The 16,761-nt window shown below is 61.9% G+C and carries 16 protein-coding genes; 7 read left to right on the forward strand and 9 right to left on the reverse strand.

Annotation, left to right across the window (positions count from 1 at the left end; genetic code table 11):
- Window positions 1-5: 5 nt before the first annotated feature.
- From choV to BMY03_RS10515, 3 genes are all read right to left on the reverse strand, one after another.
- On the reverse strand, window positions 6-1,184 hold the full coding sequence (choV, locus tag BMY03_RS10505; RefSeq protein ID WP_023629857.1) for a choline ABC transporter ATP-binding protein: 1,179 nt from the start codon (window positions 1,182-1,184) through the stop codon (window positions 6-8).
- Window positions 1,181-2,029: a choline ABC transporter permease subunit gene (gene choW, locus BMY03_RS10510; protein ID WP_172402369.1), complete on the reverse strand. Its 849-nt coding sequence runs from the start codon at window positions 2,027-2,029 to the stop codon at window positions 1,181-1,183. Before choW ends, choV begins: the two co-directional genes overlap by 4 nt.
- 81 nt (window positions 2,030-2,110) lie before the next feature.
- Complete coding sequence (locus tag BMY03_RS10515) at window positions 2,111-3,058, reverse strand: choline ABC transporter substrate-binding protein (protein ID WP_023629855.1); 948 nt, start codon at window positions 3,056-3,058, stop codon at window positions 2,111-2,113.
- A 444-nt stretch (window positions 3,059-3,502) separates the two neighbouring features.
- Here BMY03_RS10515 and BMY03_RS10520 point away from each other — a divergent pair, with 444 nt between their 5' ends.
- The 3 genes from BMY03_RS10520 (at window position 3,503) to BMY03_RS26115 (ending at window position 7,070) form a co-directional block, all read left to right on the forward strand.
- Complete coding sequence (locus BMY03_RS10520) at window positions 3,503-4,879, forward strand: L-serine ammonia-lyase (protein WP_094011003.1); 1,377 nt, start codon at window positions 3,503-3,505, stop codon at window positions 4,877-4,879.
- 389 nt (window positions 4,880-5,268) lie between these two features.
- Window positions 5,269-6,375, forward strand: a complete 1,107-nt coding sequence (gene gbdR, locus BMY03_RS10525; RefSeq protein WP_046853807.1) for a choline metabolism transcriptional regulator GbdR — start codon at window positions 5,269-5,271, stop codon at window positions 6,373-6,375.
- A gap of 236 nt (window positions 6,376-6,611) precedes the next feature.
- Window positions 6,612-7,070, forward strand: a complete 459-nt coding sequence (locus BMY03_RS26115; RefSeq protein ID WP_143067540.1) for a hypothetical protein — start codon at window positions 6,612-6,614, stop codon at window positions 7,068-7,070.
- 92 nt (window positions 7,071-7,162) lie between these two features.
- Here BMY03_RS26115 and BMY03_RS10530 read toward each other — a convergent pair whose 3' ends face one another.
- Window positions 7,163-7,420, reverse strand: a complete 258-nt coding sequence (locus BMY03_RS10530; protein WP_094011004.1) for a hypothetical protein — start codon at window positions 7,418-7,420, stop codon at window positions 7,163-7,165.
- Window positions 7,421-7,756: 336 nt separating this feature from the next.
- Between BMY03_RS10530 and BMY03_RS26120 the strand changes: the two genes are divergently transcribed.
- Complete coding sequence (locus tag BMY03_RS26120; protein WP_104444768.1) at window positions 7,757-9,064, forward strand: hypothetical protein; 1,308 nt, start codon at window positions 7,757-7,759, stop codon at window positions 9,062-9,064.
- A gap of 40 nt (window positions 9,065-9,104) precedes the next feature.
- On the opposite strand, the gene BMY03_RS10540 is transcribed toward BMY03_RS26120, so the two are convergent.
- From BMY03_RS10540 to choX, 4 genes are all read right to left on the reverse strand, one after another.
- Window positions 9,105-9,575 (reverse strand): thioesterase family protein, encoded by a 471-nt coding sequence (locus BMY03_RS10540; protein WP_094011006.1) that lies wholly within the window; start codon window positions 9,573-9,575, stop codon window positions 9,105-9,107.
- Window positions 9,576-9,585: 10 nt separating this feature from the next.
- Complete coding sequence (locus tag BMY03_RS10545) at window positions 9,586-10,551, reverse strand: L-carnitine dehydrogenase (protein ID WP_094011007.1); 966 nt, start codon at window positions 10,549-10,551, stop codon at window positions 9,586-9,588.
- 20 nt (window positions 10,552-10,571) lie between these two features.
- Window positions 10,572-11,456 carry a 3-dehydrocarnitine:acetyl-CoA trimethylamine transferase CdhC gene (gene cdhC, locus BMY03_RS10550; RefSeq protein WP_023631618.1) on the reverse strand — a complete coding sequence of 295 codons (885 nt, stop codon included), beginning with the start codon at window positions 11,454-11,456 and terminating at the stop codon, window positions 10,572-10,574.
- Window positions 11,457-11,562: 106 nt separating this feature from the next.
- Window positions 11,563-12,507 carry a choline ABC transporter substrate-binding protein gene (choX, locus tag BMY03_RS10555; RefSeq protein WP_094011008.1) on the reverse strand — a complete coding sequence of 315 codons (945 nt, stop codon included), beginning with the start codon at window positions 12,505-12,507 and terminating at the stop codon, window positions 11,563-11,565.
- A gap of 146 nt (window positions 12,508-12,653) precedes the next feature.
- On the opposite strand from choX, the gene BMY03_RS10560 reads away from it, so the two are divergent.
- Entirely contained in the window at window positions 12,654-13,601 is a 948-nt protein-coding gene (locus BMY03_RS10560; RefSeq protein WP_094011009.1) for a GlxA family transcriptional regulator, read from the forward strand.
- Window positions 13,602-13,680: 79 nt separating this feature from the next.
- Here the strand turns inward: BMY03_RS10560 and BMY03_RS10565 are convergent, their stop codons facing one another.
- A complete protein-coding gene (locus tag BMY03_RS10565) occupies window positions 13,681-14,877 on the reverse strand; it encodes a class I SAM-dependent rRNA methyltransferase (RefSeq protein WP_046853814.1) in 1,197 nt (398 codons plus the stop codon).
- Between the two features lie 231 nt (window positions 14,878-15,108).
- Between BMY03_RS10565 and BMY03_RS10570 the strand changes: the two genes are divergently transcribed.
- Window positions 15,109-15,927 carry an HDOD domain-containing protein gene (locus BMY03_RS10570; RefSeq protein ID WP_177182901.1) on the forward strand — a complete coding sequence of 273 codons (819 nt, stop codon included), beginning with the start codon at window positions 15,109-15,111 and terminating at the stop codon, window positions 15,925-15,927.
- A 3-nt stretch (window positions 15,928-15,930) separates the two neighbouring features.
- Window positions 15,931-16,743, forward strand: a complete 813-nt coding sequence (gene mutM, locus BMY03_RS10575) for a bifunctional DNA-formamidopyrimidine glycosylase/DNA-(apurinic or apyrimidinic site) lyase (RefSeq protein ID WP_094011010.1) — start codon at window positions 15,931-15,933, stop codon at window positions 16,741-16,743.
- Window positions 16,744-16,761: the final 18 nt, after the last annotated feature.

The raw sequence follows: 16,761 nt of genomic DNA on the forward strand, positions 1-16,761 counted from the left end.
TTGAATCACCCGTGATTCTTGCCGAGCAACGCGTGATACAACTCGGTATCCCCGAGTATCCCCACCACCTTGTCGTTATCCTGCAGCACTAGCTTGTTGCCGGTTTGATAACGGATCTGCAGTGCCTCGCGCATGCCGATATCGGCGTGCACCACGGTTGGCCTGCGCTCCAGCAAGCCGACGTCCTGCCCTGGCGCCCAGTTCTGCATGTCCAGGCCATTCTGGCCCTGGCGTGCGCGCTTGAGCGAGCCGCCTTCGCCAAGGTCCAGCCATGAGTCGATGCCAGGGTCCAGGCACACCGAACCGTTGACCCGCCGGCAATTGTCCAGGCTGCGCATCAGGCTGCGGCCGCACAGCACGTTGAGCGGGTTGGTGTGGGCGACGAAGGTGCGCACGTATTCGTCGGCCGGGTTGAGCACGATCTCTTCCGGCTTGCTGTACTGGATGATGCGCCCGTCCTTCATGATAGCGATGCGGCTGCCCAGTTTCAGCGCCTCGTCCAGGTCATGGCTGACGAACACGATGGTCTTGCTCAGCTTGCTCTGCAGGGCCAGCAATTCGTCCTGCAGACCCTGGCGGATCAGCGGGTCGAGTGCCGAGAATGGCTCGTCCATCAGCAGGATGTCGGCGTCCATCGCCAGCGCCCGGGCCAGGCCCACGCGCTGCTGCATGCCACCGGAGAGTTCGTCCGGTTTCTTGTTGCGCCACTGGGTCAGGCCCACCAGCTCGAGCTTTTCATCCACCAGCTTGCGCCGTTCCTTCTCTGGCCGGCCCTGCATCTCCAGGCCGAAGCTGATGTTCTCGCGCACCGTCAGCCAGGGCATCAGGGCGAACTTCTGGAACACCATGGCGATGCGCTTGGTGCGCATCATCTTTAGTTCTGCCGGGGTGCAGTGGGCGATGTCGATGTGCTTGCCTTCGTGCTCGACGAACAGCTTGCCGCGGCTCACGGTGTTGAGGCCGTTGATGCAGCGCAGCAGGCTGGACTTGCCCGAGCCGGACAGGCCCATCAGTACGCAGATCTCGCCCTTGTTGATGTCCAGGTTGGCCTTTTCGACGCCGACCACCAGGCCCGTCTGCTTGAGGATCTGCTCGCGGGTCTTGCCCTGGTCGAGCAGGGCCAGCGCCTCGCGCGGCTTGCTGGAGAAGATGACGTCGACGTCTTCGAAACGAATGATGCTCATGCCTCACCCCTTACCGGCAGCTCCGGTTGCTTGCAGATACGGTCGAGCATGATCGCCAGCAGCACGATGGCCAGGCCCGCTTCGAAGCCCAGGGAGATATCGGCGGTGTTCAGTGCGTTGACCACGGGTTTGCCCAGGCCGTCGGCGCCGACCAGGGCGGCGATCACCACCATCGACAGCGACAGCATGATGCATTGCGTCACCCCGGCGGCGATGCTCGGCATGGCGTGGGGCAGTTCGATGCGGGTCAGCAGCTGGCGGCGCGAGCAACCGAAGGCCTTGCCAGCGTCCATCAGCTCCTGCGGCACGTCGCAGATACCCAGGTAAGTCAGGCGGATGGGCGCTGCGATGGCGAATACCACGGTGGAGATCAGCCCCGGCACCACGCCCAGGCCGAACAGGGTCAGGGTCGGGATCAGGTAGACGAAGGTGGGCACGGTCTGCATCAGGTCCAGCACCGGGCGCATGGCGGTGTAGAACATCGGTTTGTGCGCGGCGGCGATGCCCAGCGGCACGCCGATGACCACGCAGACCACCGTGGCGAAGGTAACTTGCGCCAGGGTTTCCATGGTCTCCTGCCAGTAGCCCAGGTTGAGGATCAGCAGGAACGACAGGGCGACGAAGACGGTGAGCGCCCATTTGCGCTGGATCAGGTGCGCGAGGGCGGCGAACAGGGCGATGAGCACGAACGGGTTGAACCAGGTCAGGGCGCTGGTGACCCCATGGATCATGAACTCCAGGCCTGCGGCGATGGCGTCGAAGTAGCTGGCGCCATTCTGGGTCAACCATTCGACGAATGAGGCGATGTACTGCCCCAGGGGTATTTTCTGATCGATAAGCATGATAGCGAGCTTCCACCTGCAAAGATTGAAATCAGTCCGGGGTGGGCACGGTCCCACCCCGAGGTGTTGCCATGGCGTCTTGCGTTATTGCGTCAGTTTGGCCTTGGCCGCCTCAAGGCCGGGTTTGCCATCCACGGTGGTCACGCCGGCGAGCCAGGCGTCGAGTTTGCCAGGGTTGTCCTTCAGCCATTTCTTAGCGGCCGCCTCGGGCTTCATCTTGTCGTCCAGGACATAGCCCATCATGGTGCTTTCATCCTTGAGCTCGAACGACAGGTTCTTCAACAGCTGGCCAACGTTGCCGCATTCCTGTGCGTAGCCCTTGCGGGTGTTGGTCAGCACGGTGGCCTTGCCGAAGTCGGGACCGAAATAGGCATCCCCACCGGTCAGGTACTGCATCTTGAAGCGGGTGTTCATCGGGTGCGGTTCCCAGCCGAGGAAGACGATCGCGTCTTCACGCTTCTGCGCCCGGTCGACCTGGGCCAGCATGCCCGCCTCGCTGGACTGCACGATCTGGAACCCGGCGTCCTTCAGGCCGAAGGCGTTGTCGTCGATCATTTTCTGGATGGTGCGGTTGCCGTCGTTGCCCGGTTCGATACCGTAGATCTTGCCCTTGAGCTCCTGCTTGAACTTGGGAATGTCGGCGAAGTCCTTCAGGCCCTTGTCATACAAGGCCTGGGGCACGGCCAGGGTGTACTTGGCATTTTCCAGGTTGGCGCGCACGGTCTCGACGGTGCCGGCGTCACGGTACTGCTTGATGTCGTTCTCCATGGTCGGCATCCAGTTGCCGAGAAACACGTCGAGGTCCTTGCCGGTCGCCAGAGACTTGTAGGTCACCGGTACCGAGATCATGGTGGTGTGGGTCTTGTAGCCCAGGGCTTCGAGCACGACGCTGGTGGTCGCGGTGGTGACCGTGATGTCGGTCCAGCCGACATCGGAGAACCGCACCGTCTGACACTGCTCGGGTTCGGCGGCCTGGGCCAGCAGCGGAGCGGACAGCAACGCGACCAGCAACAGCTTGGGTGAACCTTTCATGGATGGACTCCTGTGATTTTATCTTCGGGTTCGCGTGGGCCGCCGGGCGTTCTCAGGGCTCCGGTCGACCAGGCCTGCAGAGGGCAGGATGCGAGGCCGTGCAATACGAGTCGCTTTCGATAATCCTCCAGCGTTCGGCAATCGCCTACTGGTGGCGTCGTATCCAGTACAGGACGGGTCGTATCCAGTACGGACGATGTCGCAACTGGATTTTTCCACCCCCATACCTCGGTTTTTGCGTCGTCCCGCCGCTGGAAAACGGCGCACGAAAGGCCCGTGCAGCGGCGGCGCTGCTGGACAAAAGTACGTCGGTTGCAGACGGCGAAGGGCTGGGCAAAAGCCCGATGATGCGAGCATTCAAGGCGGCTCGACTGTTTCAGCCTAGCAGTTGCTCCGCCCTGCGCCTGGCGCGCAGAGACAAGCCCAGCAAGAGGTGATTCGACAATGGCCATCAGCGTGTTCGACCTGTTCAAGATCGGTGTCGGGCCTTCCAGCTCGCACACCGTCGGCCCCATGCGCGCCGCTGCGCTGTTCGTCCAGGGGCTGCGTGAGCGCGGCGAGCTGGAGCAGGTACGGCGTATCGAAGTGAGGCTGTATGGCTCGCTGTCGGCCACCGGTGTCGGCCACGGCACCGACAACGCCACGATCATGGGGCTGATGGGCGAATGGCCGGACGCCATCGATCCCAGCCAGATCACCCCACGTATCGCCGACCTGCGCGAAACCAACGTGCTCAAGCTCGATAATCGCCTGCCCGTCGAGTTCGTCTGGACCCGCGACATGCTGCTGCTGGACGAGAACCTGCCTTACCACCCGAATGCCATGACCCTGATTGCCGAAGGCGAGGCGGGCGAGCTGCACCGCGACACCTATTACTCGGTGGGCGGCGGTTTCGTGGTCGATGCCGCCCAGGCCGCCAGCGGCGTGCTGGACGCCGACCAGACCGTGCTGCCCTACGACTTCGACAGCGCCGCCGAACTGCTGCGCCTGTGCAAGCAAAACGACCTGCGCGTGTCGCAATTGATGCTGGAGAATGAAAAGGTCTGGCGCAGCGAAGCCGAGATCCGCGCCGGCCTGCTCAAGCTCTGGCAAGCCATGCAGGAGTGCGTGAACAACGGCCTCAAGCATGAAGGCATCCTGCCCGGCGGGCTCAATGTGCGTCGCCGCGCCGCCCGCCTGCACCGCAGCCTGCAGGAGTTGGGCAAGCCCAATGTGATCGGCTCGACCATGAGCGCCATGGAGTGGGTCAACCTGTTCGCCCTGGCGGTCAACGAAGAGAACGCCGCTGGCGGGCGCATGGTCACCGCGCCCACCAACGGCGCTGCTGGCATCATCCCGGCGGTGTTGCACTACTACATGCGTTTCTCCGATGCGGTGGATGAGTCCAACGTGGTGGACTTCTTCCTCGGCGCTGCTGCCGTGGGCATCCTGTGCAAGAAGAACGCCTCGATCTCCGGCGCCGAGGTTGGTTGCCAGGGCGAGGTCGGTTCGGCCTGCGCCATGGCTGCCGCAGGCTTGGCCGATGTACTTGGCGCCACCCCGGCGCAGTTGGAGAACGCCGCCGAGATCGCCCTGGAACACAACCTCGGCCTGACCTGCGACCCGGTCGGTGGCCTGGTGCAGGTCCCGTGCATCGAGCGCAACGCCATCGCCGCGGTGAAGGCGATCAATGCCGTGCAGATGGCCTTGCGCGGTGATGGCGAACACTTCATCTCGTTGGATCAGGTGATTCGCACCATGCGCGACACCGGCGCCGACATGCACGACAAGTACAAGGAAACCTCTCGCGGAGGCCTGGCGGTCAGCGTCATCGAATGCTGATGCGCCGTTCTGGCCCACACGTGACCGATGCGCCACATTCTGGCGCAGCGGTTGTCATCTACCGGCCGTCGCCTGTCGTTACCAGCAGGTTGGTTGTCGGTGACACTTAAGTCTGTCGCATCTGGGCAACCTTCCCACAAGTGCTACCGAATTGCTCAGGAGTGACGCGCAGAGGCGCTGGCGCGCCTGTTTGCGTTTGACCTGACGCTCATCACCCAGGCCGCTGGAAGGCGCATGCCGACGTCGCTTTTGGGTTTTATTGGATGGGCGTTCAAATTCAGGCATGCCATTTGCGTTGAGATTGGCAAAGCCCCTGCATACGAAACGGGGCCATTACAAGAACAGTGCTCGCCTGAAGCACACCCTGCATTGTGTGAGGAGAAATCGCGATGACGTCGTACACCTCCGGGACCCCAACCCAGAACCGCACAGCACCCCAGTCCATCGGCTTTCTCCTGCTGGACAACTTCACCCTCATTTCCCTGGCCTCGGCCGTCGAACCCCTGCGCATGGCCAACCAGCTTTCCGGTCGCGAGCTGTACCGCTGGCACACCCTGACCGTCGATGGTGGCCAGGTGTGGGCGAGCGACGGCCTGCAGATCACCCCCGACGCGGCCATGCACAGTGCGCCGCCAATGGACACCGTGATTGTCTGCGGTGGCGTTGGCATCCAGCGCACTGTCACCCGCGAGCACGTCACCTGGCTGCAGGCCCAGGCCCGCCAATCGCGTCGCCTGGGCGCGGTGTGCACCGGCAGCTGGGCGCTGGCCTGCGCCGGGCTGCTTGACGGCTTCGATTGCAGCGTGCACTGGGAATGCCTGGCGGCAATGCAGGAGGCCTACCCGCGGGTGAACATGAGCACCCGCCTGTTCACCCTCGACCGCAACCGTTTCACCAGCTCCGGTGGCACCGCGCCGCTGGACATGATGCTGCACCTGATCAGCCGCGACCACGGCCGCGAGCTGTCGGCGGCGATCTCCGAGATGTTCGTCTACGAACGCATCCGCAACGAGCAGGACCACCAGCGCGTGCCGCTCAAGCATATGCTTGGCACCAACCAACCGAAGCTGCAGGAAATCGTCGCGCTGATGGAAGCCAACCTCGAGGAGCCGATCGACCTCGACGAACTGGCGGTCTATGTGGCAGTGTCGCGGCGCCAGCTCGAGCGCCTGTTCCAGAAGTACCTGCACTGCTCGCCGTCGCGCTACTACCTCAAGCTGCGGCTGATCCGCGCCCGGCAACTGCTCAAGCAGACGCCGATGTCGATCATCGAGGTGGCCTCGGTGTGCGGGTTCGTCTCCACGCCGCACTTCTCCAAGTGCTATCGCGAATACTTCGGCATTCCACCGCGTGACGAACGGGTGGGCTCGAACACCACCCAGCAGGTGGCGATGATGCCGATCCCGCAGGCAATGGCGCTGTCGCCCCACAGCGGGCCGATGGCGGCGCTCAGCCAGGCGCGCAATGAGTCGACGTTTGCCAGTGTGAGGCTCTGAGCTCCGCGTTGCCTTTGTGGAATACACGCGGAGGGGGTAGCCAAGGAGTGTTGTCGTTCATGTTGCCCGGTCGCGTAATGCGGCCGGGCTTTTTGTTTTTTTGACCTGATATTTTTGCTAGTTGCAGACTGTGGACGGTTACGAAAGGATGGTCATGAGCGATCTATCAAGCCGGATTTCTGCAAGCCCGCAGATGTCCGAAAAATGGTTCTAGTTCTCATGAGGGCAATATAGCCATGAAAGCAAGAGCAATTTATGTTTCTATTTTTATGAGTTTGTTGGTGGTTTCATCTTTTTCGGCCTGTACGTCGGTACCATCAACTAATTCCGGTCATGAAATAAAAGTGACCACCTATACGAAAATTCGCATGCAAGGCGACAATTGTCTCACGGTGGCGGGACAAGGTGAAACTCTAATGTGCAGAGAAACAAGAAATAAGATGATAGACTCGATCGCTCTTGGTAATCTGCCAAGAGGCCACATGAAGCTTTGTTTTCAAACTGAGAGTCGGGTGAACGCTCTGTGCATTGAGGGTGAGCTTGATAAAGAGTATCGCGAGCGTTTTTTGATTAGCCTAAGGCCCTTGGAAACTTCACTTCTTTCCCCATACCAAGTTACGCGAAGTAACCGGGATTTGTTTGATAAGATTGAGTTTATACAGTATTCGGCTCCTCAGGGTTTTGCAGGTAAATGACTTGGTGGCATGCCGTAAAGCCTGGGCCTGCTATCTCGCATATATTAATCGAAACAGTCAGGCCCGGCGTGTCTCCCTGATTTCGCGTTGAATCAAGCGTGTTTGTTATATTGTGCCAGCGCCGGCAGCAACTGCTTGTCGATGGCTTGGCGTACCGCTGGCAGGATCGTCGCGCTGCCGGTATACATCTGCTCCACCATGCCCTTGAGCGCCCGGGCATTGGGTTCGGTCAGCCCACGCACTACCACCTCGCAGGCCTGCTCGGCGCTGGCGCCGGCCGGAATGTCGAAACCCCGTGAGCGCAATTGACCCAACAGGTCGTCCTGGTCGATCAGATCCGCATGCATCATGGCCGTTGCCCTTCGCTTGTGTTGTTTGCAATTGATTCTGTGACGGAGTCGCCGGCGCGGCAAGGGCAGAATGCCGCGATGGCCGCTTTGGCTAAGAACAGGTCGTTTACGGCTAAATCGTCGGGGCGGCAAGCCTGCACACTGATGTCATTCACGGCACCGAGGGTTTGGTCACCCTCATTCCACGCAAAGTGAATGTTGCCCGCGCTTGGCCCCGGATGCTCACGGCTTACCGGGGTTTCTTTTTTGCGCTACGCGCTACCTGGTAATTCTGCCAGTTGTCGGATACCTCATCCGCCTGTCCAATTGAACCTCGTCTATTTTCGGAGGTGAGGTATGAGAGACCTGACATTGAAGTGCTGGGCGCATGCCGTGCTTTTGGTAGTGTTGTTACTGATTTCCTTACGCCCTGCTTTAGCGCAGGAAGCCCTGCGGTTGGCCACACTGGAGCCTTCGGTAAACCGTGAGGCGCTAGAAGCTGAAAAAGCCGCTGGCCGGCACAAGCTGGGGGTATTGCTTGATAGGCCGGGGAAAGAAAGCATTCAGTTGATACGTGTAGACCCTGAGGTCGTAAGGAAGTCGACAAACCGCTTGTCTGTATTGCTGCCAGGCGGAAGAGCTGTAGAGTTTAAACTGCGCAACTATAAAGGGCATGAATCTGATGAGGTTGGCAGCCGCGCAGAGGCGGCGCTGAAGTATACCCCCGCTGACTATTGGTTCGGTGATGCCTCATCTGATGTGAAGGATGGACATTTCAACGCAGCGAATTTCATTTTTCTAGCCCGTCGCGGCGATTCACTCAGGGGGCGAGTGGTTGTCGAGGGTAAGCTCTATGTTCTGGAGGATGTAGGTAACGGCCAGCATGGGTTGATGCAGGTCGACATGGCGGCAGCACCGCCCTGCCTGGTACTAGAAAATGAGCCAGCTGTGCAAGAGCACGCTACTAAAGCGGTAGCATCAAAGTCTATCTCGAAGGCCAAACCTTCGATCTCGGTACTTCTGGTTAGCACCAGGAAAACCAATACAATGGAACCGTCAGCGATGATTGTCCTGAGAGACGAGCTTGAGTGGTTCAACGAAATGACTAATCAGGGGGATGGCGTATCTCTGAAACTCACCGTGGCTCACATGACCGCATCGAATGCAGCTGACAGTATTTTTCATCACAACGATAAAATTCTGCTGGATTTTACAGATGCAGAAACTGAAGCCACAAAAGAAGTGGCTAGACTTCGTAAGCAGCATGCTGCCGATGTGGTCATCGTGGGGGCGTACTGGGTGGACAAGAAAGAAGTAACTTATGATGAAGCCGAAAAAGATAACGCGTTTTATGTGTTCAATATTAAAAGTCCAGAATATTTTTTGCACGGCTTTGGCCATTTAATGGGGATTAATCATGTATGGAAACCAGGGGGGCCGGAATATGTCCCTCCTTACCAATTTGGTTTCATAAGTCCGACTTATGAGGGTAAGCGTTATGCATCAATTGGCTATGATCCGAAGGATTGCACTGGCAACTGTGAGTATATCTATCGCTGGTCTGATCCTGGCGTAACTTATCTCGGTGTGCGATTCGGCGACGACCACTCTCATGAAAAGCGCCGTCTGAACGAGCGGGCTGTTGTTATATCGAACTTTTATTAAGTCTTCCAAGGGGTGCGTTTGGGCGAATTGCCAAGGGCATTCAGCTTGGCAACCGAATTACTCTTCCTGTCAGCGCCGGCAATGGGAGATCGTATTGCTGCTGCGTCAGCTCCCGCAGCAGCATCACGCTATGCTCACCAAAGGCGGTCGACCTGGGACCGGCCAGGTCGACATGGAGCAGCATCTGTTCGCTGGCCGACAGCGCTTCGTCAAACCCATTGCGATGGAGGCTGTGATATAGGTGCAGACGCTTCTTGTCGAAGCCGATGATGTGAGTCTGCACCCACACCTCGATGTCAAGTTTCACCTCGTGCAGGTAATTGATATGTGCCTCCAGGGTGAATAATGAGTGCCCACTCTGGCCCCGTGCTTGGCCATCCAGGCCGATGCGCTCCATCAGCGCATCGGTGGCAAAGCTGAAGATCAGCAGGTAGTAGGCATCGCGCAGGTGGCCGTTGTAGTCGACCCACTCGGGCAACACGCGAGTGCGATAGGTGATCAGGGCGGGCATCGTTTTCTCCTCAGTCGCTGAAGGCCATGCCGTGCTTGGCCTTGCTGGTTTTCACCGCTTCCAGCACCGCCAGCAGGGTGTCGTCACGATAACGCTCCAGCGCGGCGATGCTGTGTTCGCCCAATTGCTCCGAGGTGCCTTCAACCACGTCGTCAATCAGCTTGTCCGTCAGTTCCGGCGCTGGCAGGTAGGTCCAGGGTAGCTTCAATGCCGGGCCGAACTGGGCCATGAAGTGGCGCATGCCGGCATCGCCTCCAGCCAGAGTGTAGGTGAGGAACGTACCCATGAACGACCAGCGCAGCCCAGCGCCAAAGCGAATCGCGTCGTCGATCTCGCCGGTGCTGGCGACACCGTCGTTGACCAGGTGCAGGGCTTCGCGCCATAGCGCTTCGAGCAGTCGATCAGCGATAAAACCGGGGACCTCCTTGCGCACATGCAGCGGGCGCATGCCCAGGCTGGTGTAGATGCTTTTCGCCGCTTCGATGGCTTCAGGGCTGGTCTTGCGACCGCCGACGATTTCCACTAGTGGCAGCAGGTAGACCGGGTTGAACGGGTGCCCCACCACACAGCGTTCGGGGTGGGTCGCCGACTCGTAGAACTCGCTGGGCAGCAGCCCCGAGGTGCTGGAGCCGATGATTGCGTCGGGCTTGGCGGCGGCGCTGATCTTCGCGTGCAGGTCGAGCTTGAGGTCCAGACGTTCGGGGGCGCTTTCCTGGATGAAGTCGGCATCGCGCACACATTCCTCGATGGTGGGCACGAACCTCAGGCGATCCTGCGATGCGCCGGGTGCCAAGCCTTGCTTTTGCAGCGCCGGCCAGGCGTTGGCGATGCGCTTGCGCAGCGCGACCTCGGCACCGGGGGCCGGGTCCCAGGCAACCACGTCGAGGCCGTGGGCCAGGGCGCGGGCGACCCAGCCGCTGCCGATCACGCCGCTACCCAGCGCGGCGAAAGTCTTGATGTCGGTGATAAAAGGCATATCTGGCTCCTGCGGGGATATTAGCGACGCTTGAGGTTCATCTTTTCCCGGCCTTCGGCCGGGGTGAGCACACGGCCACCCATGCGGGTGATGATCTCAGCGGCCCGCTCGACCAGTTGGCCGTTGCTGGCCAGCACGCCACGGTCCAGGTACAGGTTGTCTTCCAGCCCGACCCGCACGTTGCCGCCAAGCAGCACCGCCTGGGCAGCCATCGGCATCTGCATGCGACCAATGCCGAAACCGGCCCAGGTAACGTCGGCAGGCAGGTTGTCGACCATGGCCTTCATGGTGGTGGTGTCGGCCGGAGCGCCCCACGGGATGCCCAGGCACAGCTGGAACAGCGGGTCTTGCAGCAGACCTTCCTTGATCATCTGTTTGGCGAACCACAGGTGGCCGGTGTCGAAAATCTCCAACTCTGCTTTCACTCCCAGCTCGGTGATGCGCTTGGCGCCGGCACGTAGTTGGGCGGGGGTGGAGACATAGATGGCGTTGCCATCGCCGAAGTTGAGGGTGCCGCAGTCCAGGGTGCAGATCTCCGGCAGCAGCGCTTCGACATGGGCCAGGCGCTCCAGCGGGCCGATCAGGTCGGTGCCCGGGCCGAACTCCATGGGCGATTCGCCGGGACCGATCTCCAGGTCGCCGCCCATGCCGGCGGTGAGATTGACGATGATGTCCACGTCGGCCTCGCGGATGCGTTCCATCACCTCGCGGTAGAGGTTGACGTCGCGGCTGAAGCGGCCGGTCTGCGGGTCACGGACGTGGCAGTGGACCACCGTGGCGCCGGCCTTGGCGGCTTCGACGGCGGACTCGGCGATCTGTTTCGGCGTGATCGGGACCAGGTGGCTCTTGGCGACCGTGTCGCCGGCACCGGTGAGGGCGCAGGTGATGATGACGTCGTGGTTCATGGTGGGTTCCTTTGTATCTGTCAGGTCGCTATCGCGTGGCAAGCCCGCTCCCACAGAGAGGCCGTGTGCTGGCGTGGGAGCGGGCTTGCCCCGCGATGGAGGAATGTCAGTTGGCGGTGAGCTTGAGGTTGTCCGCGGCCGGTTTGCCGTCGAAGGTGGTCACCCCGTCAAGCCAGCGGGCCTTGTCCTCGGGGTGGTCATTGAGCCACTGGCGCGCGGATTCCAGCGCGTCCTTGTGGTCCAGCAGCGGCTGCATCATCCGGCTCTCGTCCTCGGCGCTGAAGCTGAGGTTGGTCAGCAGGCGATGGGCGTTGGGGCAGCGCTGGGCATAGTCCGGCGCGGTCACCGTCCACACTGTGGCGCGGCCCTCGTCCGGGCCGAGGGCGTCCTGGCTGTCGCCCAGGTAGACCATGTCGATGTTCACGTTCATCGGGTGCGGCGCCCAGCCGAAGAACACCACCGCTTCCTTGCGCCGCACGGCGCGGTCGACGGCGGCGAGCATGCCGGCCTCGCTGGACTCGACCAGCTGGAACTTGCCGAGGTCGAACTGGTTCTTGCTGATCATCGCCTTGATCTGGGTATTGGCGCCGGAACCGGGCTCGATGCCGTAGAGCTTGCCGCCCAGCTCCTTGTGGAACTTGTGGATGTCGGCGAACGTCTTCAGGCCCTTGTCGGCCAGGTATTTCGGCACGGCGAGAGTGGCGCGGGCATCTTCCAGGCTGGGCTTGTCGAGCACCTTCACCTGGCCGGCCTGGACGAACGGGGTGATGGTCTGGGTCATGATCGGGTTCCAGTACCCGAGGAACATGTCCAGGCGCTTGTCGCGGATGCCGGCGAAGATGATCTGCTGCGAGGCGCTGGTCTGCTTGGTCTGGTAACCCAGGCCGTCGAGCAGCACCTGGGCCATGGCGCTGGTGGCGATCACATCGGTCCAGTTGACCACGCCCAGGCGCACATCCTTGCAGGTGGCGGGTTCGGCGGCGAAAAGCGGAGTGGCTACGGTAGTGCTGAGCGCGAGGGACAACAGGCTGCGGCGGATAAAGCGATGCATGGTGGCTCTCCATCGGCAGTGCGTATTGTTATCGGATCCGGCCTCTGCGGGCCGTGAGAACACGCTACGCTGGCGGCAGGGTGGAAAATCGCACCCTGGCGACCAACACTTGCACGGAGGCGACCACCTTTGCCGCGGAGCACGCGATGCCGCAAACCATAGACTTCCTGTTGCTGCCAGGCTTCTCCGCCATGGGCTTCATCAGCGCCATCGAGCCGCTGCGCGTGGCCAACCGTTTTCGTGGCCCGCTGTACCGTTGGCGTGTGTTGAGCCTGGACGGTGGTGCGGTGCAGGCCAGCAACGGCATGTCGGTGAATGCCGACGGCGCGCTGGGGGAGGGAGAGCACGGGCGCCTGCTGCTGCTGGTGGCCGGGTTCGAGCCACTGGCGTGCTATGGGTTGAAGTTGCAGCACATGCTGCGTCGTCTCGACCATGAGGGCGTGGTGCTGGGCGGGATCGACACGGGCGCCATGGTATTGGCCGAGGCTGGCCTGCTCGATGGTCACCGGGCCACACTGCATTGGGAGGCACTGGAGGCGTTCAAGGAACGTTATCCACGCCTGCAGGCGACCCAGGAGCTGTTCGAGATCGACCGCCGACGCATCACCTGCGCCGGCGGCACGGCCTCCATCGACCTGATGCTCGACCTGATCGCCCAGGCCCACGGCAGCGAACTGGCGGTGCAGGTGTCCGAGCAGTTCGTGCTCGGGCGCATCCGCCCGCGCCAGGATCACCAGCGCATGCAAATCGCCACGCGCTATGGGTTGCGCAACAAGAAGCTGGTGAAGGTGATCGGCGAGATGGAGCGCAATACCGAGCTGCCACTCAACACCCAGGTGCTGGCCGATGGCGTGCAGGTGACCCGGCGGCAGCTGGAGCGGCTGTTTCGCCTGCACCTGGACGACACGCCCAGTGGCTTCTATCTGCGGCTGAGGCTGGACAAGGCCCGGCAGTTGCTGCGCCAGACCGACATGAGTGTGCTGGAGGTAGGAGTCGCGTGCGGATTCGAATCGGCGTCGTACTTCACCCGTTGTTATCGGGCACGGTTCGAGCGCTGTCCCAGGGAGGATCGACGGCTGGCGCTGCCGTCATGACGCCTGGACCGGGTCGAGCCTCGGCAAGCCGGCTGCCACAGGTGCCGCACAGCGCGAAACCTGTGGAAGCCGGTGCAGCTTAGCTGTTGGGCAGCAAGCGGCAGGTGATGCTCTTGATGTAGCGGGTCTCGGCGATGGCCGGGTGCACCGGGTGGTCCGGGCCCTGGCCGCCGCGCTCGAGCAGTTGCAGGTTGCGGTCCAGGTGGCGGGCGCTGGTCAGCAGGATGTTGTGCAGGTCGTCCTCGGGCAGGTGCATCGAGCACGAGGCGCTGACCAGGATGCCGTCCTTGGTGAGCATGCGCATGGCCTGTTCGTTGAGGCGGCGGTAGGCGGCCTCGCCGTTCTTCAGGTCTTTCTTGCGTTTGATGAAGGCGGGCGGGTCGGCGATGATCACGTCGAAGCGCTCTTCGGCGGCTTTCAGCTCGCGCAGGGCTTCGAACACGTCGCCTTCGATGCAGGTCAGCTTCTCGCCGATGCCGTTGAGCGCGGCATTGCGCTCGACGCCGTCGAGGGCGAAGCCCGAGGCGTCCACGCAGAACACTTCGCTGGCGCCGAACGCGCCGGCCTGCACGCCCCAGCCACCGATGTAGCTGAACAGGTCGAGCACGCGCTTGCCCTTGACGTAGGGGGCCAGGCGGGCGCGGTTCATGCGGTGGTCGTAGAACCAGCCGGTCTTCTGGCCTTCACGCACCGGCGCTTCGAACTTGACGCCGTTCTCTTCCAGCGCGACCCAGTCCGGCACTTCGCCGTAGACGGTCTCGACATAACGCTCCAAGCCTTCGGCGTCGCGGGCGGCGGAATCGTTCTTGAACAGGATGCCGCTGGGCTTGAGCACCTGCACCAGCGCGGCGATTACCTCGTCCTTGTGCGCTTCCATGGTGGCCGAGGCCAGCTGGACCACGAGGATGTCGAAGAAACGGTCGACCACCAGGCCCGGCAGCAGGTCGGAGTCGCCATACACCAGGCGGTAGCATGGCTTGTCGAACAGGCGCTCGCGCAGCGACAGGGCCACGTTCAGGCGGTGCACCAGCAGCGACTTGTCCAGCGGCAGCTTGGCATCGCGCGACAGCAGGCGCGCGCAGATCAGGTTGTTCGGGCTCATGGCCACCACGCCCAGCGGCTTGCCGTTGGCGGCTTCGAGAATGGCCTGCTGGCCGGCCTTCAGGCCTTGCAGCGGGGTCGCGGCAACATCGACTTCATTGCTGTAGACCCACAGGTGGCCGGCGCGCAGGCGGCGATCGGCATTGGCTTTGAGGCGAAGGCTGGGCAGGGACATGACGTCGCTCCGGGAAAAAAGAGCGGGAGTATACCGTGTTGGCCCCAGGTTCGCTGGTGACTGCGACCAACTGGTCGGCGCCCACAGCTAAAGAAATTCTTGGATCCAACGATTCACTGATAGTCACCCTGGCGGCGTACAGGGTTAGAATCCCCCGTCCCCAGCGAGAATGCACGAATGTCCCAGGAACTCACCGCCGAACAGATCCAGCAAGCCCTGCAGGGCATCACCATCCCGCCACAGCCGCAGATCATGGTCGACCTGCAGTTCGAGCAGTACATGCCCGACCCGGACCTGGAGACCATCGCCAAGCTGATCGCGCAGGACCCGGGCCTGTCCGGCGCCCTGCTCAAACTGGTCAACTCGGCGCAGTTCGGCCTGGCGAACAAGATCGGCTCGATCCAGCGCGCGGTAAACCTGCTGGGCAGCCGTTCGATCATCAACCTGATCAACGCGCAATCGATCAGGGGCGAGATGAGCGACGAGACTATCGTCACCCTCAACCCGTTCTGGGACACCGCCCAGGATGTGGCCATGACCTGCCTGACCCTGGCCAAGCGCACCGGCATCCAGGCCGTGGACGAGGCCTACACCCTTGGCCTGTTCCACGATTGCGGCGTGCCGCTGATGCACAAGCGCTTCCCCAACTACATGGAAGTGCTGGAGGAATCCTACGCCAAGACCAATGACGAGGTCCGCGTGGTGGACACCGAGAACCGCGTGTTCAACACCAACCATTCGGTGGTCGGCTACTTCACCGCCAAGTCCTGGCGTCTGCCCGAGCACATCAGCGCGGCCATCGCCAACCACCACAATGCCTTGGCGGTGTTCCGCGATGAATCCTCGCGCAATACCCAGACCCAGCTGAAGAACCTGCTGGCGGTACTGAAGATGTCCGAGCACATCTGCGCTTCGTACCGTGTGCTGGGCAACCAGAGCGTCGATCACGAGTGGAACATGGTGGGGCCGCTGGTGCTGGACTATATCGGCCTGACCGAATATGACTTCGAGCAGCTCAAGCAGAACATCCGCGAAATGGGCGGGCACTGAGCCATGCCGGAGCTGCCAGAGGTCGAGACCACGCGGCGCGGCATCGCGCCCCATCTGCAAGGCCAGCGGGTCAGCCGCGTGGTGGTGCGTGACCCGCGCCTGCGCTGGCCGATCCCGGAAGACCTGGATGTGCGCCTGTCGGGGCAGCGCATCGTCAGTGTCGAGCGCCGCGCCAAGTACCTGCTGATCAACGCCGAGGTCGGCACCCTGATCAGCCACCTGGGCATGTCGGGCAACCTGCGCCTGGTCGAGTTGGGCTTGCCGGCGGCCAGGCACGAACATGTGGATATCGAGCTCGAGTCGGGGCTGATGCTGCGCTACACCGACCCGCGCCGCTTCGGGGCGATGTTGTGGAGTCTCGACCCGCTCAACCATGAGCTGCTGATTCGCCTGGGGCCAGAGCCGCTGACCGACCTGTTCGACGGTGAGCGCCTGTTCCAGCTGTCCCGGGGACGGTCGATGGCAGTCAAGCCGTTCATCATGGATAACGCGGTGGTGGTTGGCGTGGGCAACATCTACGCCACCGAAGCCTTGTTCGCGGCCGGGATCGATCCGCGCCGCGAAGCTGGCGGGATTTCGCGGGCGCGCTATCTGAAGCTGGCGATCGAAATCAAACGAGTGTTGGCGGCGGCCATCGAACAGGGCGGGACCACCTTGCGTGACTTCATCGGTGGCGATGGCCAGCCGGGCTACTTCCAGCAGGAGTTGTTCGTGTATGGGCGTCGTGGGCAGCCATGCAAACTGTGTGGCACCGAGCTGCGCGAAGTGAAGCTGGGCCAGCGGGCGAGCGTGTTCTGCCCGAAATGCCAGCGCTGATGCCACAGGCCTGATCGC

The organism is Pseudomonas soli (assembly GCF_900110655.1).
Lineage (GTDB): Bacteria > Pseudomonadota > Gammaproteobacteria > Pseudomonadales > Pseudomonadaceae > Aquipseudomonas > Aquipseudomonas soli.